This is a genomic window from Kitasatospora sp. NPDC096147 (assembly GCF_044763225.1).
Lineage (GTDB): Bacteria > Actinomycetota > Actinomycetes > Streptomycetales > Streptomycetaceae > Kitasatospora.
In genome coordinates this window covers 1-24,593 of sequence record NZ_JBIWFX010000021.1, presented here as the reverse complement: position 1 = coordinate 24,593, position 24,593 = coordinate 1, and the positions used below count along the sequence as shown (strand labels likewise).

Below are 24,593 nucleotides of genomic sequence, written 5' to 3'. Positions count from 1 at the left end.
TCGGCTCGGGCGGTGCCATGCGTCCCGGCCGTCACTGACGGCCCAGCAGCTCCTCGCCCAGGGCCGTGATCCGGTGCAGCACCGAGCCGCCGCGGCGGCTGCTGGTGATCAGGTGCGCCTCCCGGAGCACCTTGGCGTGCTGGCTGGCGGCGGCCGGGGTGACGTTCAACCGGGCGGCGAGCTGGCTGGTGTTGCAGCCGCCTGCGGTGGCTCGGAGCGCGGCAGCGCGGGTGCGGCCGAGCAGGGCGCCCAGGGCGGGGGCGGCCGGGTCGGCCGGGTGCAGGGAGACCGGGGCGCTCCGGTCGGCGGCGGGGAGGCTGAGGCGGACCGGCTGGTCGTCGTCGGCCGGGTCCCAGAGCAGGCGCGGCACGCCCCAGGCGAAGAAGGTGGGCGCCAGCACCAGGCCCCGCCCGGCGAGGTGGAAGTCCCGGTCGCTGCCGTTGGCCACCTCCAGCACGGGCGGGCGCCAGCGCACCAGTGGCCCGGCCAGCGAGGCGAGCAGACCGTCGACCCCGCCCTCCAGGACGGCGCACGCGTACCCGGCCCGGACGGCCTCCAGACGGCCCGTCAGCTGCGGCCAGTACGGGGCGACCGCCGTCCGGTGGACGGCCAGGAAGGAGCGGGCCAGCAGCTTGCGGGCCTCCGGGTCTCCGGACGCCAGGCTCCGTGCCCAGGCCCGGTGACGGGGTTGGTAGGTGATCTCCGAGAGCTCTGCGGCGAACGGCACCCGGCCGACCCGCAGGAGGTTCTCCGCGCCCTCCTCGGCGGAGTCGGTGGCGCCGACCAGGGTGGCCAGGTCGAGCCCGGGGCCGTCGACGGGCAGCAGGGCGGCGAGCGGCCCCGCCTCGGGGCCGAGCCGGGCGGCGACCTCCGTCCGCCACTGCCGGAACGGGCCGCCGCCGGTCAACCCGCGCAGCACACCGAGGCCGTGGTAGGTCTCGGCGGCCGCCCCGACCGTGGGCGCGACCCTGGTCCGCGCCAGGTCCGCAGCCGTGAAGTGGATCCGTAGCACCCTTCGCCTCCCCTCCGGCCCCTCACCAGTGGCGCGAGGTGATTCTCCGGTACCCGACGGGCCCCGGTCCAGCGGGGTTTAAGCCGTGCTTTCAGGGCCTGTCCGGTCCGCCCACCGCACCGGCATGGTGGCCGCACGGCCCGATCGGGCCCGACTCCCAGGAGGCAAGCATGCGTTCGACCCTCAGGAAGACCCTCGGCTCGGCGGGCGCCGCCCTGCTGCTCGGCACCGCCCTGGCAGTGGCTGGTCCGGCCGGTCCGGCCACCGCCACCGTGGCGGACTGCAACCACGGCGCCAACGGCTTCGTCGACATCCCGGACAACCTCTCGGGCAGCGTCGCCCGCTCCGTCGACCTGGGCAACGGCCGCACCGTGACGCTCCAGTACGGGAACGTCTACGGCGCGCAGCGCGGCTGGGCGAAGCTCAGCGGGGCCACCCAGCCCACCGACCTGGTCTGGCTGGACTGGACGACCAACGGGGGCGCGTCCTGGCTGCAGTGCGGCCCGTTCAACGCGGACCAGGGCTGGGGCCAGAGCAAGACCAGCGCCGCGATGACGACCAACGCGTCCAACCAGTACCTGTTCCGGGCCTGCGCGCGGATCTTCTCCCCCGTCGACACCGGCCGGTGCACCAGCTGGTGGTAGACCGCCACACCGGTGGGCACTCGGTCGAACGGGTGACCGCATCGCGTGGCGGGGTGGATATCACCCGCACTCGTCTCATGGTCGGACGTACCGACCATGAGACGAGTTGATGATGCGTCATTCCCACCGCAGGACCCTGCTGCCGGCCGCCGCCCTGCTGATGGCCACGGCGGCCGGCTGCGCGGGCCCCACCGCCCAGCAGGCCGCCGCCCCCGCCCCGGCGCCCGCCCCCGTCGAGGCCGCCCCCACGAGCCCGAACGCGAGCGCGAGCCCGACCACCGCGCTGAGACCGTTCACCCTGGTGGCCTCCGGCGACGTGCTCCCGCACGCGTCGATCATCCGCCAGGCCCAGGCGGACGCCGGTGGCACGGGGTACGACTTCGGCAGGATGCTGGCCGGGGTGCAACCGGTGGTCGCCGCCGCCGACCTGGCGATCTGCCACATGGAGACGGTCTACGGCGCCGACGGCGGGCCGTACACCGGCTACCCGACCTTCAAGTCACCGCCCGAGGTGGCCAAGGCCCTGCGCGACACCGGGTACGACTCCTGCTCCACCGCCTCCAACCACACCCTGGACGCGGGCGCCGCCGGGATCGCCCGCACCCTCGGCGCGATGGACGCCGTCGGCCTTCAGCACGCCGGCTCGGCCCGCACCGAGGAGGAGTCCGCCCGCCCCGCGCTGCTCTCGGCCGGCGGCGCCTCCGTCGCCCAACTCGCCTACACCTACGACACCAACGGCATCCCGCTCCCCGAGGGCCGCCCCTGGTCGGTGCACCTGATCGACCGTGACCGGATCGTGGCGGACGCCCGGGCGGCCCGCCGGGCCGGGGCCGACGTGGTGGTGGTCAGCATGCACTGGGGCACCGAGTGGCAGGACGAGCCGAACGAGCAACAGCTCACCCTGGCCAAGGAGTTGACCGCCTCCCAGACCGACGGCCGGCGCGACATCGACCTGATCATCGGCACCCACGCGCACATCCCACAGGCGTACGAGCAGGTCAACGGCACCTGGGTGGTCTACGGCATGGGCGACCAGCTCGCGGGCGACATGTTCAACTACTCGGGCGACTTCGACCCCCGGGGCAACCAGAGCTCGATCGCCCGCTTCACCTTCACCCCGCCCACCGGCCCGCAGCAGCCCTGGACGGTCGGCAAGGCCGAGTTCGTCCCGCAGCTGATGGACCTGAGCACCAACCGGGTGCTCAACCTGCCGGAGGCCCTCACCCGCGACCCGGGCAACGCCGCCTACGCGCAGGCGCTCGACCACATCCGGAGCGTGGTGCTCAGCCGCTCGGCCGCCGGGGCCGGCCTCACCATGGCCGACCACTAGGACCTCCCTCCCGGTCCGCTGCGGTGCCGGAGGAGGACGGCCGCGGGCCGGAATGCGGCCGGGCAGGGCGACGGCGAGCCCGTCTCCCCACCCGGCCGGGCCGCTGACCGGACCGGGCCCCACCGCCTCGCACCAGCCGGGCCCGGGTCGGACGGCCCGCTCCTCGGACGAGGCTTCCTGAAGGTCCGCCGGCCGGACCGCAGTCCCGTCGCCGGCCGCCCTGACTTCCGGCCCGACGCGGCGTCAGCCCGGGGTGTCCGCACAGGCGTCGGCCCTGCCGCCCGGCGGCAGCAGGGCCCGCTCCGCCTCGCTGAGGTCCCGGCCGGCCAGGGCGCAGGCCCGGGCCCGCCACACCTGCGGGTCGAGCTCCAGGACCTCCACCGCCGAGCCCTCCCCCCAGGCGAACCGGCTGCCGTCCGAGGCCCAGTCACCCGTCGCACCGAGGCCCGGCGAGAAGCGGTAGAGCTCGGTGCCGGCCGCCAGGTCCCAGAAGACGAAGCCGCCCGTCGTGCTGGTGGTGCTCAGCAGCGAGCCGGTCGGGAAGCCGTTGAGCCAGCGGACGCCCTGGTGGGCCAGGGTCCGCCAGCGGTGGGCGGCCATGTCCCGCACCCGGAGCACCCCGTCGGAGGTGACCACCGCGAAGACGGTGCCGCTCCGGTCGAAACCCATCTGCCGGGGGACGCCGAGCTCCGAGGAGAAGCTCTCCACCGTCCGGCCGGTCCGGAAGTCCCAGATCTGGATCTCGTCGCCGCCGGTGGCCACCGCCGCCTGCTCGTGGCCCGGGCGCTGGACCCCGAAGACCTGGCCGATCGCGGTCGCCACGTGCGCGGTCTCCTGGAACGGGGGCCGGTGGACCGCGCCTACCTGGGCACCGGTGCGCAGGTCCCAGCGGGCGACGTAGGCGACGGCCGTGGTCACCGCGTGGTCCTCGCCGTCGAACGAGATGTTGGTGACGGCCGGTCGCAGGCCGGTACGGGGATCGGGCTGCACCGGATCGATCCCCGGCGGCACCGGGAGGGCGAGGGTCCGGGCCTCGGTCAGCCCGCCGTCCGGTGCCACGTCCCAGACCTGGACGTCGAGGCCGGCGGCCGGGAGGGCCAGCAGCCGGGTGCCGCCGGGGCTGAAGGTCGGGTAGAGCCGGGCCAGCGGTGCGGAGGGCCGGACGGCCGCGAGCTGACGGTGCGTTCGCAGGTCCCACATCCGCAGCGTGCCGCCGTCCCGGTCCACGCTGGCGATCCGGTCGTGGTCCACGTTCAGGGTGCGGACCAGGCTGGTGAGCATGGCGGCGTCGAAGGCGGTCGGGGCGGCCACCGTGGTGGTCACCACCGTGCCGCCGGCGCTCACCGCCAGCTTCATCGCTCCGGGCGGCCCGGCCAGGCTCACCGAGGGCATCTCCCCCTCCCCCGGGGCGAGTTCGGTCCGCTGGGCCGGTGCGGGAAGGTCCAGGGCGGCGGGCAGCAGCTCCTGGAGGTCCAGCACCAGATAGCGGTAGCGGCCCAGCTCGGTGCCGAACCGTTGGACGGGGTTGACCAGGAAGCGGCCGGTGCGGTCGAGCACCGGGGCGTTCAGCGGGCACGGCCCGTTCATCCGGGCGGCGGTGAGCTGCCGGAGCTCGGTCGGCCGCCCGGCCAGGCCCCAGACGTGCAGGGTCAGGTCCGGGTCGCAGGCGACCAGCGTGGAGCCGTCGCCGCTGACCGCCGCCGTGCCGTACTCCTGCTCACCCCACGGCTGTTCGAGAGCGCCGTCGGCGATCCGCCAGCGCACCAGCCGACCGGTGGTGGCGGACCGGACGGCCGGGTACGGGCCCGATCTGACGATCCGTCCGACCACGGTGGTGCCGTCCGGCCCGAACCACGCCTGGACCGCCGTCCAGCCGGCCGGCGGCACCAGCAGGCCACCCGCCCGGGCACCGCTCGGCACCTCCCAGACCTGCACCCCCTCCTCCTCCACGGCGGCCAGCACCCGCCGCCCGGTGGCGTCGAAGCGCAGGTCGGAGGCAGGCCGCGCGTTCAGCAGCGCCTGCTCGGCGGTGCGCACGCTCACCACACCGGCCCAGCCGCCGCCGGCCTTCCGGATGCCGAGGTCGATCCGGCCGTGCACGTTGGTCGAGACGAAGGCCGTCCCGTCCGGCGAGACGGCCAACCGCTCGGCCGCCTCCATCACCTTCACCGGCCCCGGCACCGGGGCCGGCCCCGATCCGGACGCCGACCCCGGGACCGCGCCGCCGAGGTCGCTCAGCAGGCCCTCGCCCGAGTGCAGCAGGGTGACCAGGCGCGTCCCGTCCTCGGTGAGGACCGCCTGCTTCACCGCGCCCCGACCCTCCACCACGATCTGCTCGACGTGCCGCATCCGGACGTACTGCTCGAACAGCGCGGTCCGCGCCTCGGGCGTCTCGGCGGTCCGGAGCGCGGCTGCGCTGATCAGGCCCGCGCTGGCCAGCGACACGTCGTCCAAGCCGCCCGCCAGCTGGGCCATCCGCGGCGAGGCCGCGCGTCGCAGGTCCTCGTCGAGCCGGCCGTTCGCGCCGTACAGCAGCCAGGAGGCCAGCACCGCGACCACCAGCAGAACGCTGAGCGCGGTGATGCCCGCCCGCCGGAGCGCTCGGCCACGGCGGGCCCGGGCCGCCTCGGCGGCCCGGCGGGCCAGGCTCGCCGTGATGAACTGCCGTTCCTCCCGGCCGAGTTCCATTTCCCGGCCGGTGCTCGCATCGATCGCGGCGTCCAGCACCGCGCCGGTCAGCAGCTGGTCCGCGGCCTGGCCGAGCTCCTGCCATCGGCCCAGATCGTGCTGGACGGCGGCCCGCCAGGCGAGGAAGTCCCGCTCCCGCTCGACCTGTTGGGCCAGGGTGGGCCAGGCGACGATCAGCGCCTCGTGCGCCAGCCGGACGGTCTGGCCGCCGTCGGCGTCGGCGCCGAGCACCAGGATCCGCTGCTCGGCCAGCCGGACGGCGATCCGCCACCGCTCCTCGCCCGCCTCGGACCGGCGCAGCACCGTCGCCAGCACGGACTCGCTGTCCGGCAGCCGCCGGACCAGCGCGGTGAGCAGCCGGAGCGCCTCGTCCTGCTCCTCCTCCCGAACGCCGTACCGCCACGCCTGCTCGGCGTGCCGGCCCAGTGCGCCGCGCACCCCGCCGGTCTCCTGGTAGGCGGCGAACTCCAGCCGTCCGTACCGCTGCCGCTCCCAGAGCCGGGCCAGCACGAAGCCGAGCAGCGGCAGCGCCCCGGGCTCCTGGCCGGCGTCGTCCAGCATCCGGGCGACCAGGCCGGGTTCGTAGGAGACGGCGGGCAGGTCGGCCAGCGGACGGCGGATCACCTCGGCCAGCTGGTCCCGGGTCATCGGCAGCAGCGGGCGGATCACCGAACGGCTCAGGGCCGGTCCCAGTTCGGCATGGGAGAGGGCGGCTTCCAGCAGGTCCGCGCGCAGGGTGCAGAGCACCCGCAGGGCGGCCGGGTGCGGTTCGGGGAAGAGCAGCGCCACGGCGTCCTGCGGACCGTGCGCGGTGGTGAGCAGCGCCTCGGCCTGGTCCAGCACCACCAACAGCCGGTCGGCCCGCCGGCCCAGCCGGGCCCGGGCCGTCACCAGCAGACCGTCCCGGTCCAGCGCCTCCGTCAACTCCCGCAGCTCCGCCGCCCCGATGGCCTGCTCCGGTCCCCCGACGGCGTGGCCGGGGCCGCCGACGGCGTGGCCGGGGCCGCCGACGGCGTGGCCGGGGCCGCCGACGACCCCCTCCCAACCGCCGACAGCCCCCTCCGAACCACCGGCGGCCTGCTCCGGTCCGCCGTCACGCGCCGCGCGGGCCAGCTCCAGGGCCAGTGCGGTGCGGAGCGGGGCCCCGTCGGCCGGGCGCAGCACCAGCACCTCGTAGCCCCGGGCGCGCAGCTCGGGCACCACCCCGGCGAAGGCGAGCGAGGACTTCCCGCTCCCCGAAGGGCCGACCAGGGTGACGGCCGGCCAGGCACCGGTGGTCAGCCGGCCGACCAGGTCCTCGGTCTCCGCGCCACGGCCGAAGTACACCGCCGCGTCCGTCTCCTGATAGGTGCTCAGACCTCGGAACGGGGAGGGCGGCGCGAGCACCGGGGCGAGCGAGGGCACCTCGGCCAGCAGGGTCCTGGTGGGGATCATGAAGCTCTGCCGGTGCTCGCCGTGGACCACGGCGGCCACCATGATGCCGACCACCGCCCCGACCGCGTCGTCCCAGACGGGGCCGCCGCTGAAGCCCCGGTCGACCGGCACGCCCTGCCGCTCGGCGCCGGTGAGCTGCACCCAGCCCTGGCCGGTCGGGCCGAGCAGCAGCCCCTTGTGCCAGACCCCGTCGGGTGCGTCCCCGGGGAAGCCGGGGACGCGCACCGGGTGCTGCCAGAAGCCGTCCGGCGCGGCCACGGCGGGCAGGACCGCACCGGTCACCGGGACGGTCAGGCGCAGCACGGCGACGTCACCGCTGCCGTCGGCCCGGACCGGCACCCACTGCGCCACCTCGGCGGCGGCCGGTCCGGCCCCGGGCACCAGGGGCCGTTCCAGGACGAGGCGGCCCGTCGGCCTCCGCTGGTCCTCGGGCGGGACGCCCAGCGCGTCGGCGACCACGTGCGCGCAGGTCACCGCCAGCCCGGGCGCGATCAGCAGGCCCGCCCCGTACACCGCCCCGTCCGGGCCCAGCACCCGGAGCAGGGCGGATCTCAGCACCGCGTCGGCCCGGTCGTCCGGGGCCGGCGGGCTCGGCTCGGTCATCGCCGGGCCCTCAGGGATTGGCCTGCGGCAGCCGGGAGTTCCAGGTCAGGGTCACCGAGAAGTTGGCCTCGGTCGCGGTGCTGGCGATCACCACGCCCGCCTCGGCGGAGAGCGAGACCCCGAACTCCAGGGTGATCTCGTCCGGCCGGTGCACCAGCCCGCTCAGCCGGCCGACGAAGCTGTCGGCGATCGGCCGGATGCCGTCCACCATCTCCCCGAACGTCCGCGACGCCCGGATCACCGAACCGCTCGCCCGCCCGACCCGGACCAGGGATTGGTCGACCTCGCGGATCTGCACCCGCACCACCTCGTCGCTGCCGTCCCCCAACGGCACCTCGACCGTGCGCACCTCACTGCCCATGCCACAACCCCCGCTCCGCCCGGCTGCTGTCGCTCGTACCAACTCTCGCACGTGCGGACCGAGTTGCGCAGGCTCCCGGCAGAACCGGCGGGCGGAGCGCGGTCGCTGAGGGTCCCCGGTCAGGCGGCCGGGCGGCGCACCCGCAGCGTGGTGGCCAGCCGTCCCGGGCGGCCCGGAGCGGCCGTCAGCTCCTCGCCGATCCGGCCGGTCTCCACGCAGACGAAGCCCCGGTAGCCCTCGTCGGCGATGTCGGCCGCCTCCTTGGCGAGCTGTGCGCCGGGGTTCCAGACCACCACGTCGCTGTGGCCGTGGTGGTGGACCTCGATGACCCGGCCGAGGCCCGCGTCGTCGACCAGGCTGACCGGCTCCGGCGCGGTGTAGGTGCGGTCCACCCGCTGGTCCGGCACCACGGTGCCCGGACCGTGGCCGTCGGCCTCCGCGACCCGGTCGTGGTAGTCGCCGCCGACGCCCGAGACGGTGGTGCGCTCGGCCGCACCCACCTGGAGGTAGGTGTGCAGGGCGGCGGTGCTCCGGTGCTCGCCCGCCACCTCCAGCTCGACGGTGCACTCGCGGCCGAGCCCGATCCGCACCGTCGCGGTGAAGGCGTGCGGCCAGAGCGCGAGGGTCTGCTCGCTCTCGGCCAGCGTGAGCGACAGCCGCACGCCCTCCGCCGACTCCGTCACCTCGCCCGGGGTCCAGGCCACCACCCGGGCGAAGCCGTGCGAGGGCGTGCCGGCCGGGCCGAACCACGGCCAGCAGACCGGCACGCCGCCCCGGATCGCCACGCCCTCGGTCCATGACGCCTCGTCACTCAGCCAGACCACCGGCTGCTCGCCCGCCGGCTGCCAGGTGAGCAGCTGCGCGCCCTGCACGCTCACCGCCCCGCGGCCGGTCGGGTGGTCGATCACCAGCACCGGGATCGCGCCCATCCGACGGAGCGTCACGGAGGGGGACAGGTCCCGCAGGACGGGCAGGGCGAGCAGCTTCTCGAGCACGGTGCTTCCTTCGGCGAGAGGACGGGGTGCTCAGGCCATTATCGGCGCACCGGCACCGCTCGGTGATCGGCCCGCCACCTCGCAGCGCCGGTCGGGCACGCCCGGCCCCGGAGGGTGCTCCACCGTGCGGTGCAGCAGCCTCCGGCACCCCGCGCCTCCGGCCTCCCCGGCCGACGGCCGCGCCGTCAGCGGCGGAAGACCCCGGTCAGCAGGTCCCACCAGGAACGGCGCTGCTGCCGGGGCACGGCGGCGGACGGGACGGCCGGCGGGACGGCGGGACGGGCCGGGGCGGCCGGCGGCGGGGTGGCGGGAGTGACCACGGCCGGGCCCGGTACGGGGGTGACGCCCTGCGGGGTGAAGCGGACCGGCAGCTCGATCAGGTGGCGCGAGATCCAGGCCGAGGTCCAGGCCAACTCCTCCTCCGGAATCGCGAGTTGGAGGTCGGGCAGTCGGGCCAGCAGGATGTCGATGCCGGTCTCGGCGATCGCCCGGCCGATGTCCTGGCCGGGGCACTCGTGCGGCCCGCCGCCGAAGGCCAGGTGGGCCCGGTTCCCGTGCAGCGGCTTGTCCAGGTCGGGGCGGACCATCGGGTCGACGTTGCCGGCCGCCAGGCCGAGCAGCAGCATGTCCCCGGCCTTGATCTGCTGCCCGCCCAGCTCGGTGTCCCCGGTGGCCCAGCGCCCGGCCACCAGCGACATCGGCGCGGAGTCCCAGAGCACCTGGTCCAGCGCGTCCGGCAGGGTCATGTGACCGCCCGACAGGTGGGCACGGAACCGGACGTCGGTGAGCACCATCTTGAGGGTGTCGGCGATCAGGTTGACGGTCGACTCGTTCGCCGCGAGCAGCACCACCCGCAGGTGCTCCAGCACCTCGTCGTCGGTCAGCTCCGACTCGTGCTGCATCAGCCAGGAGACCAGATCGGCCCCCGGCGCCACCCGCTTGCGCTCCATCATCCGGCGCAGCGTGGCGACCACGTAGTCGTTGCTGGCGATCGCCGTCTCGGTGCCCTTCATCAGGTCCCGGGCGGCCTCGACCAGCCGGGGCCCGTACTCCTCGGGCATGCCGACCACGTGGGTCATCACCAGCATCGGCAGGTGCTCGGCGAACTGGGCGATCAGCTCGGCCCGGCCGGACGGCCCGAAGTCCCGGATCAGCTGGTCGGCGAAGCGGGTGACGTAGCGTCGGATGCCGCGCCGGTCGAAGCGGTTCAGGCCGTCGGTGACCGCCCCGCGCAGCCGTCGGTGCTCCGCGCCGTCGGCGAAAACGCAGAGCGGCTGCCAGGCGATCACCGGCGTCAGCGGGGAGTCGGGGGTGACCAGGCCCTGCTGGAAGGCCGTCCAGCGGCGGGAGTCCCGGGAGAACCGGGACGGCGTGCGCATCGCGGTGAGGTTGGCGGAGTGCCCGAGCACCAGCCAGGCCGGGAGGTCGCCGTGCACCAGGACCGGCGCCACCTCGCCGTGCTCGGCCCGCAGCTTCTCGTACAGGCCCGCCGGGTCGGCCTCCGCCTCCGGTCCGTAGATCCGCCGGACGCCGCCGGGGCCGATCCCGCCCAGGGAGTCCAGGTCGAGGCCGTCGATGTCCAGGCCGTGGGCCGGACAGCCGGGCGGCGGGGTGAGTGGCGCTTCGTCGTAGGGATTGGTCATCGGGGGCTCCGGGGGCGGTGAGGGGGAAGGGAGGGGTCGCGGGAGGTGGTCGTCACACGGGGGTGGCCGCGAGCGCGTAGAGGTGGCGCATCAGGGCCATCAGCACGTCGCGGCTCGAACTACGGGTGCGGGCGTCGCAGTCGACGATCGGCACCTCGGCGGGCAGGTCGAGGGCGGTCCGCAGCTCCTCGATCGGGTAACTCGGCGACTCGGGGAAGGTGTTGACCGCGACCACGAACGGGACGCCCCGGTCCTCCAGCCGCCCGATCACGTCGAAGCTGACCTCCAGCCGGCGGGTGTCGACCAGCACCACCGCGCCCAACGCGCCCTCGAACAGCCCGTTCCAGAGGAACCAGAACCGCTCCTGCCCGGGGGTGCCGAAGACGTAGAGCACCAGCTCCTCGTCGATGCTGATCCGGCCGAAGTCCATCGCGACCGTGGTCGCGGTCTTCCGCTCGACGCCCGCCGTGTCGTCCACCCCGGCGCCCGCCTGGGTCATGGTCTCCTCGGTGGTCAGCGGGCGGATCTCGCTGACCGAGCCGACCAGGGTGGTCTTGCCGACCCCGAAGCCGCCCACGATCACCACCTTGACCGCCGTGGTGGCCGTGTCCGGCAGCCGGTCGGTGCCCTGCGGCCCCGGGGCCGGCTCAGAGCTTCTGAAGTCCATTGATCACCGCTTCCAACAGGGCGATGTCGGGAAGGATCGCCTTCGGTACGCCGGCCCGGGCCTCGATCCGCCGCTCGGCCAGCAGGTCCGCCAGCAGCACGGTGACCACGCTCACCGGCAGCCGCAGGTGGGCGGAGATCTCGGCCACCGAGAGCGGTGACCCGCAGATCCGCAGGATCGCCGCGTGCTCCGGCTGCATCGTCGGCGTCGGCTCCGAGCGGGCCACGATCAGGGTGACCAGGTCGAAGGTCATCCGCTCGGCCCGGAGGCTGCGGCCCCGGGTGAGCACGTAGAGCCGCTCGGGACCGCCCGCGTCCCACTCCGGCCCGGTTGCCCTCAACCGCCGTCCGCGCCGCACCCGTTCACCACCGTTCCTCGCACCGTGCACCCGTCGCCGTCCGCCGGGCTCATCCGACCTGCTCGCTGCGGCGCGGCGGGGTGCTCAGGTGCTCGCCGATCCTGGCCACCAGGTCCCGCATCCGCTGGCCCATCAGCCCGGCGTCCACGCCCTCGTCGGCCAGCACCGCGAGGTAGGCCCGGGCGCCGGCCGCCATCAGGTAGAAGAAGCCGCCGCTCATCTCGATCACCACCAGCCGCATCCGGCGGTCGCCGTGCGGGAACTCGTGCCCGACCGCCGCCGCCAGGCTCTGCAGTCCGGCGCAGGCGGCGGCCAGCCGGTCGGCGGCGTCGTCGCCGGTGCCGTACTGGGCCATCCGCAGACCGTCCGAGGAGAGCACCACGACGTTCCGGGCGTGCGGGACGCTGTCCGCCAGGTCCTTCAACATCCAGTCCATGTTGGTCCGTTGCAGATTCACTGCTCGCCCTTCCTCGCCGGCTCGTCACTGCTGTGGTCGGCCGCCCCGGTGTACGGCGACTCGCCGTTCACCCCTTCGTGGAACGCCGCCAGCCACATCCCGGGCTGCACCACCGGCTCCGGGGCCGGGGGTTGGACCGGCGGGGCCTGGACCGGCGCCCCGTAACCCGTGCCGAAGCCGGATCCGAAGACCTCGCCGGGGGTCTCCCGGGAGGGCGCCGCGTGCCGCCGCCGCTGCGGCAGTCCGGGGCGGCCCGCATCGCCGGTCTCCGCCGGGTCCGGGCCCGGCCCGGTGCTGGTGCCCCACGGCGGCGTCCCGCCGACCGGACCGCCCGACAGGAGGCCGGGATGACCGTCCGTCAGGCCGCCCGGCCGGCCCCCCAGCGAGTCGTTGACCGATCGCAGCACGGTGGTGGCCGGGCCGGACCAGGACCCGCCGGCGGAGCCGACGGCGGTGACGCCGGGCACCGCACCGATGCCGTGCACCCGCCCGGTGGCGGGCGCCGTGGTGATCAGCTCCTGAGGGACGATCAGGACCGCGCGCACGCCGCCGTAGGCGGACGGGCGGAGCGAGACCTGGAAGCCGTACGCCTGCGCCAGCCGGCCGACCACGGCCAGGCCCAGCCGGGGCGTCTCCCCCAGGTCGTTCAGGTCGATGCCCTCCTGCGCCTCGCGGAGCATCCGCTCGGCCCGGGCCCGGCCCTCCTCGCTCAGGCTCAGACCGGCGTCCTCGATCTCGATCGCGATGCCGGTCTGCACCTCGACGGCGGTCAGGTGCACGTCGGTGTGCGGCGGGGAGTAGCGCGTCGCGTTGTCCAGCAGCTCGGCCAGCGCGTGGATCAGCGGCTCGGCGGCGGGGCCGACCACCGCCACCTCGGAGACCGGGTGCAGCTCGACCCGCTGGTAGTCGAGGATCCGCGAGATCCCACCGCGCAGCACGCTGTACAGCGGCACGGCCCGGCTCCACTGGCGGCCGGGACGGGCCCCGCCCAGCACCGCGATGCTGTCCGCCAGGCGGCCGACCAGCGCGTTCCCGTGGTCGAGCCGGAGCAGGTCCTCGAAGACCGCCGGGTCGTTGCCGTGCCGGTCCTCCATCTCCCGCAGGTCCTGCGCCTGCCGGTGCACGATCGCCTGCACCCGGCGCGCGATGTTCACGAACGCGCGCTGGGCCGACTCACGCAGACCCTCCTCCGCGTCCACCGCCTCCAGCACGGTGCGCAGCACCGCGTGCCGGGCGGCCTGGAACTCCGGGCCGGCGCCGCCGTCCTGGGACTCGTAGGCCCGCAGCACGTCCTCGGTGAACTCGCCGCGCTGCAACCGCGAGACGGTCTCCGGCAGCGTCACCCGGGCCAGCCGGACGGTCTCCGCCTCCTGCCGCAGCAGCCGTCCGCGCAGCTCGATCTCGTGCCGCGCGTGCCGGTCGTTCAGGGCGGTCAGCGCCCGCCCGCGCCGCAGCACCTCGGCGGTCAGCACCCCGACCGCCAGCGTGCCCACCACCCCGCACCAGACCACCCCGGCCCGGGCCCCGGCGGAGCTCAGCGAGACCGCCACCACGGCGGTGGCCGGCATCACGACCGCCGGCAGCAGCCACCCGAGTACGGACGCGGAGACTCTGCCTCCGCCTGACGGCCCAGCACGCAGCATCAGCGCCTCAAACGATCGAAGGGACGGGGACGGCGCACCGGCACGGACGTACGGATTCCGGAGTGCTGATCTGACGAATCGTCAGAGCTAGTGCATCCCAAGCGACATGCCCCCCTCAAGGGGTCGCTGCCACTCGGCCCGGTGCAGGCTCCAGCCTTCCGCCGCCCACCGCCCGGGACACCGGAATCCGCCCCGTTTCGCCCGTCAGGACGACCATTCCGGCGAACCGTCCCCCAGCCCGCAGCATCCGTGCTAGGGGGTCCTGCTCCGCCCGGCCCCACCGAGGAGGCAGCCCCGGGATGCCGGTACGTGGAACGGCCCGGTCGAAGGGATTCCTCCGGCCGGGCCGTTCCACGTACTGCCGCCCCGAGCGGGGCCGGGGTCAGAGCAGGCCGTCCCAGAGCTGCTCGACGATGACGGCCCACCAGTTCTCCGGGTCCCCGAGGACCGTGCCGTCGAGGGCGGCCAGGTCGCGCTGGAAGGCGTCCACCACGGCCGCCGCCGCCTGCGGGTCGAGGCCGCGCAGGGCGGGGCGGCGCTCCGCGAGCAGGGCCAGGCAGCGGAGGTAGGCGTTGAGGTCGGCGTTGAGGTACCGGCCGCTGCCGGTGTCCGGGTCCACCGCCCAGACCCGGCCGGGGCCGTCCTCCGTGCACTGGACGGCGACCAGGGCGTGGCCGTCGGTGCCGAGCAGGACGTACTCGGCCAGCAGGGCCCGGGCCCGGTCGGAGAGCCTGGTCCCCCGGCCGACGGCCGCGAGGTGCCCGGTCACGTCCGGGAGGCCGGGGAGCAGCTCGAAGAAGCCCTCGACCCGGGTCGGCAGCCCGGCCCAGACCAGGGTCTGACGGGTCGTCTCGGGCAGCGCGGTGGCCGCCGCGTCGTCGGCGTCGAAGCGGTGCACGCCGTCGGTGCCGAACCGCTCCGCCAGCCGGCGGCCCAGCGCGGCGTCCCGCTCGGGGGCGGCCGGCGCGACGGCGCGCGGGAACGGCACCCGGTTGGGCCGGGGCGGCAGCGGGCGGCCGGCCGCCCGGAAGGTGGCCTCGGTGGCCTCGGTCAGGGCCCGGACGGCGGCCGCCCGGCGGTCGTACCGCGGGCCGTAGTCGTGGCCGAACGAGAAGGACGCGACCGGGAGTTCGGCCAGCAGCACGGCGGCGCAGTAACCGCCGGGCAGCTCGCACGGGCGCAGGTCGGTGTAGACCGAGAGCACGTCCTCCGGGCGGACGCCGCGCTCCTGGAGGATGCGCCAGGCCCGCACCTCGGGGTGGCCCTCACCGGGCGCGGAGAGCAGGAAGAGCGACTGCTCCTCGCCCTCGGCGTCCCGGTAGCCGAGCACCGCCGAGGCGCCCGGGCCGACCACCGGCGGGCGGGCCGGGTCGTGGGTGCCGGCGCCGAGCTTGTCCCGGTAGAGCCGCACCACCTCGTCCACCGGCACCGAGGGCCAGTGCGTCAGCTCGCCGGTCTCCCGGTCGACCACCGCGCAGGCGGTGCCGATCTCGGCGGGCGCGCGGCGCGCACCGGTGGCCGGGTCCGGCTCGGCGGCGGGCTGCTCGGGCCAGAGCACCCAGCCCAGGTCGAACTCGTGCACACCGATCGGGTGCCACCGGTCCTCGGGCAGCGCACCGTTGATCCACCGGTGGGCCGCCTCGATCGCCTGCTCACGGGTCGTCACGCGGTCGTTCTCCTCTGAGGTCATGTGAGTGGTCCGGGCCGTTCCGGACGGCTAGCCGAGCTCCGGCGCGGTCAGCCGGAGCGCGCTCACGCCGCGCCCGTCGGCGACCAGCAGCACGCCGTCGGGGCTGACGTCGACGCCGCCGAGCGGGCCCGGCGACAGGAACACCGCCAGCGGACCGCCCTCGTCCCGCCGCCAGATCCGCACGTAGTCACCGCCGACGCTCAACCGTACCGGGCAGTCGGCCCGCTGCTGCTCGCCGGGGAGCACCAGCAGCTCCGGATCGACGTCCACCGGGGCGCCGGTCCGCTGGTCGTGCACGAGGGTCACCGGGTCGTCCCCCGGGACGTGCGCCACCACGACGGCGGTTCCGTCCGGGGTGAAGGCGGCCGTCAGCGCGTCGACCCCGGGGAGCGGAACCGCCCAGAGCGTCTCCCAGGGCAGCGCGAGGCCGAAGTCGACGGCCGGCAGGCCGTCCTGGCGGCAGGCGTGCTCCATCAGCGCGGCCCGCTGGAGCGGGCCCGCCTCGGTCCGGGTGAGGAGCGGGGCCAGGCGCAGCCAGGTCAGGCCCAGCGGCGGCAGCTCGGTGCCGGTGGCGGCCAGGTGCTCGACCGCGCTGCGCAGCAGCGCCTGCCCGGCGTGCAGCACGAAGCCCGGGTCGGCCAGCAGCTCCGGCAGGGCCCCGCCTTCCAGGGCGTGCCCGGCCAGCCGGAGGCGGACGTAAGGCGGGGCCTCGGCCCAGCGGGCCGGGCCCGCGCCGTCGGGCACGGTGGCGAGCAGTGCGGCGGTGATCCGCCGCTGGACCTCCCGGGTCGTGCTGCCGAGCCGCTCCCGGACCTCGGCGGCGACGGCCGGGTGGACCGGGCGGACCGCCGGGCCGTCCTCCTCCTCGACCAGCTCGAAGAACGGGAGCAGCAGCCGCTGCCCGTCGGCGAACGCCTTGGTCAGGTCCTTGCCGGCCACGGCCGAGGCCAGCGGGGCCCAGAGCGCGATCGGCAGCGTGGCGCCGTCCGCCAGGAGCGCGAGCGGGGCCAGCAGCCGACGCAGGGTCAACTCGTCGGTGCCGCAGCGCTCGGCGTGCAGGTCGAGGGCCTGGCCGATGCTGTCCGGGTGCGCCGCCGGGGAGCCGTCCGGCACCGCCCAGAGCATTCCGGCGGCGAGCCGCACCACCAAGGGGCCGGCCGCGTGCCGGGCCACTTCGGGGGCCTCTTCGGGACGGCCGAGGGTGTGCTCCGCCTGGAGCAGCAGAGCCGCCGGATCCGCCCAGGGCTCCTCGTCGAGATCGACCACCAGTGCCGATCCGGCGGGGAGCCGGTCCGCCAGCCAGCGGGCCTGCTGCCGTGGCACGTCGGCCAGCAGCCGCACGGCGGGCGCGAGCGCGAGCGGGAGCAGCACCTGCTCCGCGACCAGGGCGGGCTCGTCCCGCAGGCGCAGGACCCCGGCCCGGTCGACGTCGGGGACCACCACCGGGACCGGCGGGGTGCCCTGACCCGCGGGCTCGGCGAGCAGCCGGTGGACCTCCTCGGTGCGGGTGGCCTCCATCCCGAAGGTGTCGGCCACCGACCAGAGCAGCTGAGCGGCCGTCAGGCCCCGGGCGTCGAAGACCAGCGGGGCCGGCCGGTCGGCGGCGGGCACCGTGGCCGGATCGAGCGAGGCCACGTCCATGCCCTGCCGGTGCTCCGGGTCGCAGAGCATCAGGAATCCGTCGACCAGCCGCGAGCGCCCGCTGCCCGGACCGCCCGTGACGAGCAGCACCTTGGGCGCCGACGGCCGGTCGGAGTGCCAGTGCGCGAGCTCGCGCAGGGCACGCTCCCTCCCGCCCAGGTACGGGTGGGGCTGGTGGACGGCCGGGACGGTCATTTCGTGGGCTCCAAGGTGGGGACGGGACAGGTGGTCGCGGGGGCCGGCGGCCTACTCGTGGTACTCGTCGACGTACTCGAAGACGTCGGCCCAGAGCTCCGGGCGGTCGGGCGGCGGACCCGGCCGGTCGAGCCGGTCCAGGTGGCGGAGGTGACCGAGGAAGGTCTCCAGCGCCGGTTCGAGGTCCGTCTCCACGTCGTCCACGCCGGCCACCGCCGTGGCCGCCAGCCCGAGGTCCGCGACCAGGCGCGGGACCGAGCGCGCGTAGTGCCCGCCGAATCCCTCCCCCCGGTCCCACGCGTCCGGGAGGAACAGGTCGACGGCGCCGGATTCGCCGTCCAGCACGAAGTGGAAGTCCGGATGCTCCATCAGCTTCACGCAGCCGTCCGAGGGGGCGCCGTCACCCCGGGGGCGGGACCCGCCGTACAGCTCGTCCGCCTGCTGGACCCACAGACCGTCCTCCCGCAGGAACCGGGCGTCGAGTCCGAGCCGCCCGATCCGGACGGCGGGCAGGCCGACCGTGGTCAGGAAGGACCGGGTCGGACGGTGGGTCAGCCCGTCCGGCAGCTCGGCGTCGGCCGGGCGCCAGAGGCCGTCCGCGCCGAACACCCGCTCCAGCCAGGCCCGGTCGGGTCCGGCCGCGCCGTCGGGCAGGACGGCGCTCGGCGGGGCGCCGGGAGTGCCGGGTGTCGGTGCCATCTCTTCCTCTGCTCAGTCGGGTGCCGGACGGTCCGGGGCATCGTCGTCCGCCGGGCCGCCGTGGTGGTGTCCGGCACCGGGACTCGCCGGGCCGGCCGACGGGCCGTCAGTCGCCCCGGTTGTCGGGGTCGAGGGCGTACTGCCAGACGTCCGAGGCAGCCGCCGCACCGTCCACGCCCGCCAGCTGCACCTGCAGCTCCGCCAGCACCTCGGCGGTGTCCGGCCCGCCGGTGCGGTACACCCGCAGGTACTGCCGCTCCAGCCCCACCATCGCGAGGAAGGACTCCAGCGACCGGCCCACCAGCGGCTGCCGGGGCAGCTGGTACTCCGGGGTGTCCGGCCGGAGCATCCGCAGCACCCGACCGTCGGAGCCGTCCAGGACCAGCGGACCGCCCATCCAGTCGCCGATCAGGTGGAACGGCCCGCTGCCGGACGGCTGCCCGGCGTCGGGGGTGGACTCCCACTCCCGCACCGGCAGCCCGTCCTGCGGCGTCAGCCAGAGCCCGCTCAGCCCCTCCACCCGCGGCAGGCCGACGGTGGTGAGCAGCCGCCGGGTCGCCGGGTCGGTGATCCCGGCGGGCAGCTCGTCCTCGGTCGGCCGGTGCAGCCGCTCGGCACCGAAGGCCCGCTCCAGCAGCCCCCGCAGGTCCGCCACCTTCGACGGGTCGAAGGCCCTCGGCAGCACGCGGCCGTGCGCGCCGACCACGGAGCGCAGCTGTCCGTGCGGCCCCTCGCGGAGCAGCCCGGCGTCCAGCCGGACCGCGTAGGCCCCCCGGGCCGCCGTCACCACGAGCAGCTCGCCGACGGCGTTGGCGTAGTCGGCCTCCGGGTGGTGGAGGACCCCGAGCGGTTCGGCCTTCGGGTCCGCGCCGGTCGGCAGGACGTAGGTGTACCCCCAGCTCGGACGGACCGTCAGGGCGGCGGCCTCCGGCGGCAGGCCGACGGGCTGCGGCCCGTCGTACGCCGGGTCGGACAGCTCGGCGAGCAGCTCGCCGGTGGCGGCGTCCCGGAGCAGGCGGACGTCGCCGCTGCCCTCGGTGACCACCGCGAGGCGGCCGTCGAGGTCGACCGGTTCGACGATCTCCACGTCCCCGTGGTGCACCGGGCCGGTGGGCGGGGTGAAGTCCCCGGCCGGCCGCCAGTGCGACCAGACGGTGCGGAACGGCAGCGGCTCCGGGCAGGCCCGGGCCAGCTCCTCCGCGCGCTCCGACTGCCCGCGGGTGAAGGCGTCGTGGGCCAGCCGCGCCACCCACTCGCCGTGCGGGGCGCCCTCCAGGCCGTAGCCGGTGAGGAAGTGCAGGGCGGCGGCGTGGGTGTCCGGCGCGATGCCGGTCTCCCGGTAGCCGGCCCGGAATCCCTCGACCAGCGCGGACTGCGGGACTCGGGCCACCGCCCGGGCGTCGGCGAGCAGTTCGTCGAACCGCCCGGCGGCCACGGCGTGCCCGGGGAGCGAGCGGACGGCCCAGTCCTCGGCCAGGTCACCGGCCAGCAGGCGGTCGGTCATCCGGGAGTGGAACGCGGCGGCCTCCGCGGCCGGCCGGCGCAGCTCGGCGACCAGGGCCGGCGTGCTGAAGCCGATGCCGTCCCGGCTCTCGTCCAGCCATCGCAGCTCGGCCGCGAGGGTGGTCAACCGCGCTGCGTCGACGGGCACTTCGGCCGCCTCGCAGAGCTGCGCCCAGGCCGCCGCCGGTACCCGGCGGAGCTGGCCGTCGGCCAGCGCGCGCAGCGCGGCCAGCGTCTCGGCCGACACCGCCGCCGTCAGCTCGCGGAGCTGCTCCGGCCCCGGACCGTCCGACAGCGGTACCACGGTGAGCCCGGGCTTCGAAGGCCACTGGTCGTAGGGAGCGGCGGTGCCGGTCTCGATCACCAGCCGGAGCCTGCCCTCGGTGGCCGCGTACCAGAGGGTGCGCAGCAGCGCCCGCACCACCAGCGGCTCGCCCCCCGAGCGGAGCGAGCCGGCGAGCTCGCCGTTGGCCACCAGGACGGTCCGGGGTGCGCGCTCCCTGCGCAGGGCCGATCCGAGGCCGATCAGGTCGCGGTAGGACGGCCTCCGCGAGCTCAACGCACCGATCCGCTCGATGAGTTCGGCCACCACCGCGTCGGCGCTCCGGCCGGCCGCGTCGACCAGGACCGCCTCCGGGAACCGCTCGGCCACGGCCCGGAGCACCGCGCTCCGGCCGCTGCCCGAGGGGCCCTGGACCAGGACCGGGCCGGGGCCGCCGTCCCGCAACCGCTCGGTCAGCGCCTCGACGGCCGACTCCACCGCCGCCTCGTCCAGCCCCGTCATCTCCGTGCTCCCTTGCCCTTGCCCTTGCCCCTGCTCACCCTGCTGACCCGACGGCGCCTCAGCCGTCGAGACGCTGCTGCTCGGTCACCAGCCAGATCCTGGCGACCTCGGCGACGTGGTCACCGAAGTCCCGGTTCATGTGCTGGCGCGGGGTCAGCTTGTCGGGCATGCCGGTCGGACCCACCTTCTCGCCCTTACGATAACCAGTCCCGTAGTGCACGGGCACACCCTCGTGACTGCCCGCCAGGTAGCCCGAGCAGTTCGCGTGCCCGGGCCCCCGACCACAGGGTTCGCGCTCGGTGTAGAGGCTCAGGACCTGGTAGCGGTCCGCTTCGGAGCGGCCGTTGTTGAGGTTGCGGATCCAGTTCCCGGCATGGGTCTCCGAGTGCAGCGGCGTGATGCCGGCCCGGTCGCCGCTGGCCGGCACCGAGCTCTCCACCACGTAGCTGATCTGCTTGGTGGTGGGGTCCCAGACCTCCAGCACCGCGTAGTTCTTCCCGGTGAAGTCGGGGCGGTGGGTGGCCGCGTCGAAGCTGTCCTCGAACTTGCCGACCCCGAAGGTCTCCTTGATCTCGCGCTTGAGGTCGCTGGAGTCCGGCGAGAGCTTCAGCCCGCCGTCGGACTTGGTGACCTCGTGGTCGACGCCGCCCCGGCTGTCGTGCTCGTCCTGGCCGGGCAGCGGTCCCGGCTCGTCCGGGTTCTCGGAGTAGGGGTAGGGCTTCGGCTCCGGGCTCACGCCCACCCCGTGCTGCTGGTGGAACGAGTCGCTCATCCGCCCCATCGCCGCGACCACCGCACCCTGCTCGCCCGGGTGCATGTCCCGGAAGCCGGGCAGTGCCTGCTCCAGGTCGGAGCGGCGCAGCGTCATCGGGTTGTCGCCGGTGGTGCGGTCGAGCGCCCGGCCGAGGTCGCCGCTGTCCGCCCACTCGTTCATCCGGTCGTAGACGTACTCCATGCCCACGGGACGGACGTCGTTGGTCGTGCGCAGGTCCCGCTGGACCTCGTCGCCCTTGAGGCCGTAGACGGTGTCGTCGGGCTTCTCCGGGGCCGCGAGCCGCTCGTGCTCGGTCCGGGCCGGCTCGTGGATCGGGTGGGTCGGGTCGTCCTTGTGCTGCTCGGCGAGGGACGGCTTCTTCTGCTTCGGGTCCTGCTCGTCCTTGCCGTCCTCGCCCTTCCCGTCGTCCGGGCCGGGCTTCTGCTGGCCCGCCGGATCGGCGGGCCGCCGGTCGGTGCCGTCGTCCTGACGGTCCTTCGGACGGTCCGAGGGCGTCGCGTCGGCGGGGATCGGGCGGCGGTCCGGGTCGAGCGGGACGGCGAAGACGCCGTGGTCGCCGTCGTGCAGCGGCTTGTCGCCGCGCTGACCGGTCTGGTTGTCGAGGTAGGTGATCTTCCCGTCGTGGTTGACCACGTTCCAGGCGTGCGCCCGGCCGTTGGCGTCCTGGGTGACGATGACCGCCTGCGAGCCGTGCCCGGCGTCCCGGAGCTGGTCCTCGATCCGCCGGAACGCGTCGTCCCCGTTGCCCATGTCCCGGAACGGCGCGCCGAGTTGGCGCTCCGCCCGGTCCCGGCCGCCGTGCTCGCCGTCCGGACCGGAGTCGTTGCGGGACGCGGCGGCGGTCGGATTGCCGCTGTAGGTGTCGGCGGTGGACAGCGCCACGTCGAGGCAGTTGTTGTCCCGGCCGGGCGCGCGGTGGCCGTCGCCGTTGACCGCACCGGGCCAGTCGCCGTTCGGGTCCGGGTGACGCTGCGGGGTCCCGTCGGGGTCCCGGGGGATCCGGCTCTCCAGGTCCTGCTGGTGCTGCGGATCAGGCCGGTCGAGTCCACCCGGGGTGTCGTACGGGCGGCTGTCGGCGAGCGGGCGCGGGGTGTCGCCGCTGGTGTCGGGGCCGCTGGGGTCGCTGGGGCCGCTGGGGTTGCTCGGGTCGCTGGGGTCGCTGGGGTCGAGACGTGACGCGATGTCAGGACGGTCGGTGCCCGTGTCGGTGTCCGGCCTCGGGGGCGCGGCGTTCTGCCCGTCCGGGTCGAGGCGGCTGCCCAGGTCCGGGTGCGGGGTGGTGTCGGGCTTCGGCGGCGTGGTGCTCCGGCCCTCCGGGTCCAGACGGTTGCCCAGATCCGGACGCGGAGTGCTGTCCGGCTTCGGCGCCGCCGTGTTCTGCCCGTTCGGATCGAGACGGTTGCCCAGGTCGGGACGCGGGGTGGTGTCGGGCTTCGGCGGCGTGGTGCTCCGGCCCTCCGGGTCCAGACGGTTGCCCAGATCCGGACGCGGAGTGCTGTCCGGCTTCGGCGCCGCCGTGTTCTGCCCGTTCGGATCGAGACGGTTGCCGATGTCCGGGCGGGGGTTGGCGAAGGTGGTGCGCGGGTCGGGCCGGTTGGGGACCGGACCCCGGTCGGCGGCAGGGCGCGGCCCGAAGGTCGGCCCGTCGGAGTCCGGGCGGCGCTGCGAGGGCACCGGCCCGGTCGGGGTCGAGGGCCCGGCAGGGGTGCTCGGCGCGGTCGGCCGGTTCCCCGTCGGAGTGGAGGTGGGGGTCGGGTGCGCGGCCGTCGGGGCTCCGACGTGCGGGGCGGCACCGGGGGTGCCGGGGGTGCCAGGAGTGCCGGGGGCATTGCCCGGGGTCGGGTCACCGGTCGGGAACGGGCCCGGGGCCGGTCGGTGGTCCGACGGCGGCGGGGCGGTCGCGGTGGCGCCGAGGCCGGCGGTGTTGAGGCGCGGGGTGCCGGCCGGGGTCGCGCTGGACGGGTCCGACGACGTGGGGGTCGGGCCGCCGGGGGTCGGGTCGTTGGCGAACGCGGTCCTCGGGTCCACCCGGGTGGGCGCGGGCGACGCACCGTCAGGCGCAGGCGCCTGCGAAGGCGCGTGCGTGCGGGGGTCCGCCGGGGCGCCGGCCGGATCGGCCGGGGCCGGCCGCTCCGCCGAGGGCTGGTGCTGCTGCGGGGCCGGCGTGGCGGCGGCGTCCGGACGCGTGGACGCGGGCTCCGGGGCGGGCTCGTGACGCGGCGTCGGGACGTCCGCCGGGCGGGTCGCCTCCGGGGCAGGCGTGTGTGTGGGCTGCGGCGCGGGTGCCTGCTCCGACGGACGCACCGGCCCGTAGGAGGGCTGCTCGGGCGACCGGGCCGGGGCTTCGCTCGCCGCCGGTCGCGTCGTACCCGGGTCGTGGTCGGGAGTGCGCGCCGGGCCGTCGTTCGCGGCCGGACGCGTGGACCCGGTGTCGCCGTCCGGCGTACGCGACGGACCGTCATTCGCGGCCGGGCGGGTGCCGCTGTCGCCCTCGGGCGTACGCGCCGGACCGTCGTTCGCCGCCGGACGCGTGGAACCCGGGTCGTGGTCCGGTGTCCGCGACGGGCCATCGTTCGCGGCCGGGCGGGTGCCGCTGTCACCCTCAGGCGTGCGCGACGGACCGTCGTTCGCCGCCGGACGCGTGGAACCCGGGTCCTGGTCCGGCGTCCGGGAGGGACCGTCATTCGCCGCCGGTCGCGTCGTACCCGGGTCCTGGTCCGGCGTACGCGACGGGCCGTCGTTCGCCGCCGGACGCGTGGAGCCCGGGTCGTGGTCCGGGGTGCGCGCCGGGCCGGAGCCCTCCGGCGTCGAACGGCCTTCCGGCGCAGGGGTGTTGGTCCGCGATCCGGGGTCGTCGTTGCGGGCCGGCGGCGTACTGGCGCTGCCCTCCGGTGCGGAGGTCGGCGTCACCGGCGTCCGCGACGGACCGTCAGCCGCCGCCTCCGGACCCACCCGCGTACCGAACGGGTCCAGCGCGGGCGAGTTCCGGGTGTCCCCCGCAGACTGCGGCGCCACCGTCGGCTGCGGACGGCTCGGCGTACCGCCCTCCGGCCCACCCTCCGACGACCGGCCCGGCGAACCACCGTCCGCCGAACCACCGCTCCCCGTGGAAGGACTGTGCGAGCCACCCTGACCCGACGGCGAACTGCCCGTGGACGGCGAAGCGTTGGACGACGGTGAACTTCCCGTGGACGGCGAGGAGTTGGACGACGGCGTACCACCCGTCGACGGCGACGAGCTCCCGGACTGCGAACCGTCCGACCTGGTCGACGGCGAGGCGTCCGTCCCCGCAGAACCGTCACTCCCACCCGAGTCGCCACCACGCCCCGCCGCGTGGTCCAACCCACCCCGCGCGTGCGAACCCGCCTTCGACCCCAGACCGTCCCGCAACGACTCCGTGAACGTCTGCCCCGAGTTCTTGACCGCCTCCTTGAACTCCTCCGCCCCCGTCTTCGCCGTCCGCCCCAGGTC

The 24,593-nt window shown here is 75.6% G+C and carries 16 protein-coding genes and 1 pseudogene; 3 read left to right on the top strand and 14 right to left on the bottom strand.

Annotated features, from left to right (window positions below; translation table 11 throughout):
* Window positions 1-31: 31 nt before the first annotated feature.
* Complete coding sequence (locus tag ACIRBX_RS35840) at window positions 32-1,012, bottom strand: winged helix-turn-helix domain-containing protein (RefSeq protein WP_402304014.1); 981 nt, start codon at window positions 1,010-1,012, stop codon at window positions 32-34.
* A gap of 170 nt (window positions 1,013-1,182) precedes the next feature.
* Between ACIRBX_RS35840 and ACIRBX_RS35835 the strand changes: the two genes are divergently transcribed.
* The gene (locus ACIRBX_RS35835) at window positions 1,183-1,656 is read left to right on the top strand and encodes a hypothetical protein (protein ID WP_402304012.1); all 474 of its coding nucleotides are present in this window, start codon (window positions 1,183-1,185) and stop codon (window positions 1,654-1,656) included.
* A 109-nt stretch (window positions 1,657-1,765) separates the two neighbouring features.
* Window positions 1,766-2,986 carry a CapA family protein gene (locus tag ACIRBX_RS35830; protein ID WP_402304010.1) on the top strand — a complete coding sequence of 407 codons (1,221 nt, stop codon included), beginning with the start codon at window positions 1,766-1,768 and terminating at the stop codon, window positions 2,984-2,986.
* Window positions 2,987-3,229: 243 nt separating this feature from the next.
* Here ACIRBX_RS35830 and ACIRBX_RS35825 read toward each other — a convergent pair whose 3' ends face one another.
* From ACIRBX_RS35825 to ACIRBX_RS35765, 13 genes are all read right to left on the bottom strand, one after another.
* On the bottom strand, window positions 3,230-7,711 hold the full coding sequence (locus ACIRBX_RS35825) for a trypsin-like peptidase domain-containing protein (protein WP_402304009.1): 4,482 nt from the start codon (window positions 7,709-7,711) through the stop codon (window positions 3,230-3,232).
* 10 nt (window positions 7,712-7,721) lie between these two features.
* Window positions 7,722-8,072, bottom strand: a complete 351-nt coding sequence (locus ACIRBX_RS35820) for a CU044_2847 family protein (RefSeq protein WP_402304008.1) — start codon at window positions 8,070-8,072, stop codon at window positions 7,722-7,724.
* Between the two features lie 119 nt (window positions 8,073-8,191).
* Window positions 8,192-9,067, bottom strand: coding sequence for a D-hexose-6-phosphate mutarotase (locus ACIRBX_RS35815; RefSeq protein WP_402304005.1), 876 nt, complete (start codon window positions 9,065-9,067; stop codon window positions 8,192-8,194).
* A 185-nt stretch (window positions 9,068-9,252) separates the two neighbouring features.
* A complete protein-coding gene (locus ACIRBX_RS35810) occupies window positions 9,253-10,710 on the bottom strand; it encodes a cytochrome P450 (RefSeq protein WP_402304003.1) in 1,458 nt (485 codons plus the stop codon).
* Between the two features lie 52 nt (window positions 10,711-10,762).
* Window positions 10,763-11,377: a GTP-binding protein gene (locus ACIRBX_RS35805; RefSeq protein WP_402304001.1), complete on the bottom strand. Its 615-nt coding sequence runs from the start codon at window positions 11,375-11,377 to the stop codon at window positions 10,763-10,765.
* Window positions 11,358-11,717, bottom strand: coding sequence for a DUF742 domain-containing protein (locus ACIRBX_RS35800; RefSeq protein ID WP_402303999.1), 360 nt, complete (start codon window positions 11,715-11,717; stop codon window positions 11,358-11,360). Before ACIRBX_RS35800 ends, ACIRBX_RS35805 begins: the two co-directional genes overlap by 20 nt.
* Window positions 11,718-11,784: 67 nt before the next feature.
* Complete coding sequence (locus ACIRBX_RS35795) at window positions 11,785-12,171, bottom strand: roadblock/LC7 domain-containing protein (RefSeq protein WP_402304183.1); 387 nt, start codon at window positions 12,169-12,171, stop codon at window positions 11,785-11,787.
* A 17-nt stretch (window positions 12,172-12,188) separates the two neighbouring features.
* On the bottom strand, window positions 12,189-13,835 hold the full coding sequence (locus tag ACIRBX_RS35790) for a sensor histidine kinase (protein WP_402303996.1): 1,647 nt from the start codon (window positions 13,833-13,835) through the stop codon (window positions 12,189-12,191).
* A 382-nt stretch (window positions 13,836-14,217) separates the two neighbouring features.
* Entirely contained in the window at window positions 14,218-15,501 is a 1,284-nt protein-coding gene (locus ACIRBX_RS35785; protein WP_402303995.1) for an SUKH-4 family immunity protein, read from the bottom strand.
* Window positions 15,502-15,552: 51 nt separating this feature from the next.
* Complete coding sequence (locus ACIRBX_RS35780; protein WP_402303992.1) at window positions 15,553-17,361, bottom strand: ATP-binding protein; 1,809 nt, start codon at window positions 17,359-17,361, stop codon at window positions 15,553-15,555.
* Window positions 17,362-17,412: 51 nt separating this feature from the next.
* Window positions 17,413-18,060 carry an SUKH-4 family immunity protein gene (locus ACIRBX_RS35775; protein ID WP_402303990.1) on the bottom strand — a complete coding sequence of 216 codons (648 nt, stop codon included), beginning with the start codon at window positions 18,058-18,060 and terminating at the stop codon, window positions 17,413-17,415.
* A 106-nt stretch (window positions 18,061-18,166) separates the two neighbouring features.
* Window positions 18,167-20,347: an SUKH-4 family immunity protein gene (locus ACIRBX_RS35770; protein WP_402303987.1), complete on the bottom strand. Its 2,181-nt coding sequence runs from the start codon at window positions 20,345-20,347 to the stop codon at window positions 18,167-18,169.
* Window positions 20,348-20,405: 58 nt separating this feature from the next.
* Window positions 20,406-23,150: a toxin glutamine deamidase domain-containing protein gene (locus ACIRBX_RS35765; RefSeq protein WP_402303984.1), complete on the bottom strand. Its 2,745-nt coding sequence runs from the start codon at window positions 23,148-23,150 to the stop codon at window positions 20,406-20,408.
* A 1,123-nt stretch (window positions 23,151-24,273) separates the two neighbouring features.
* Here ACIRBX_RS35765 and ACIRBX_RS35760 point away from each other — a divergent pair.
* A pseudogene (locus ACIRBX_RS35760) lies at window positions 24,274-24,593 on the top strand (hypothetical protein); the annotation flags it as partial.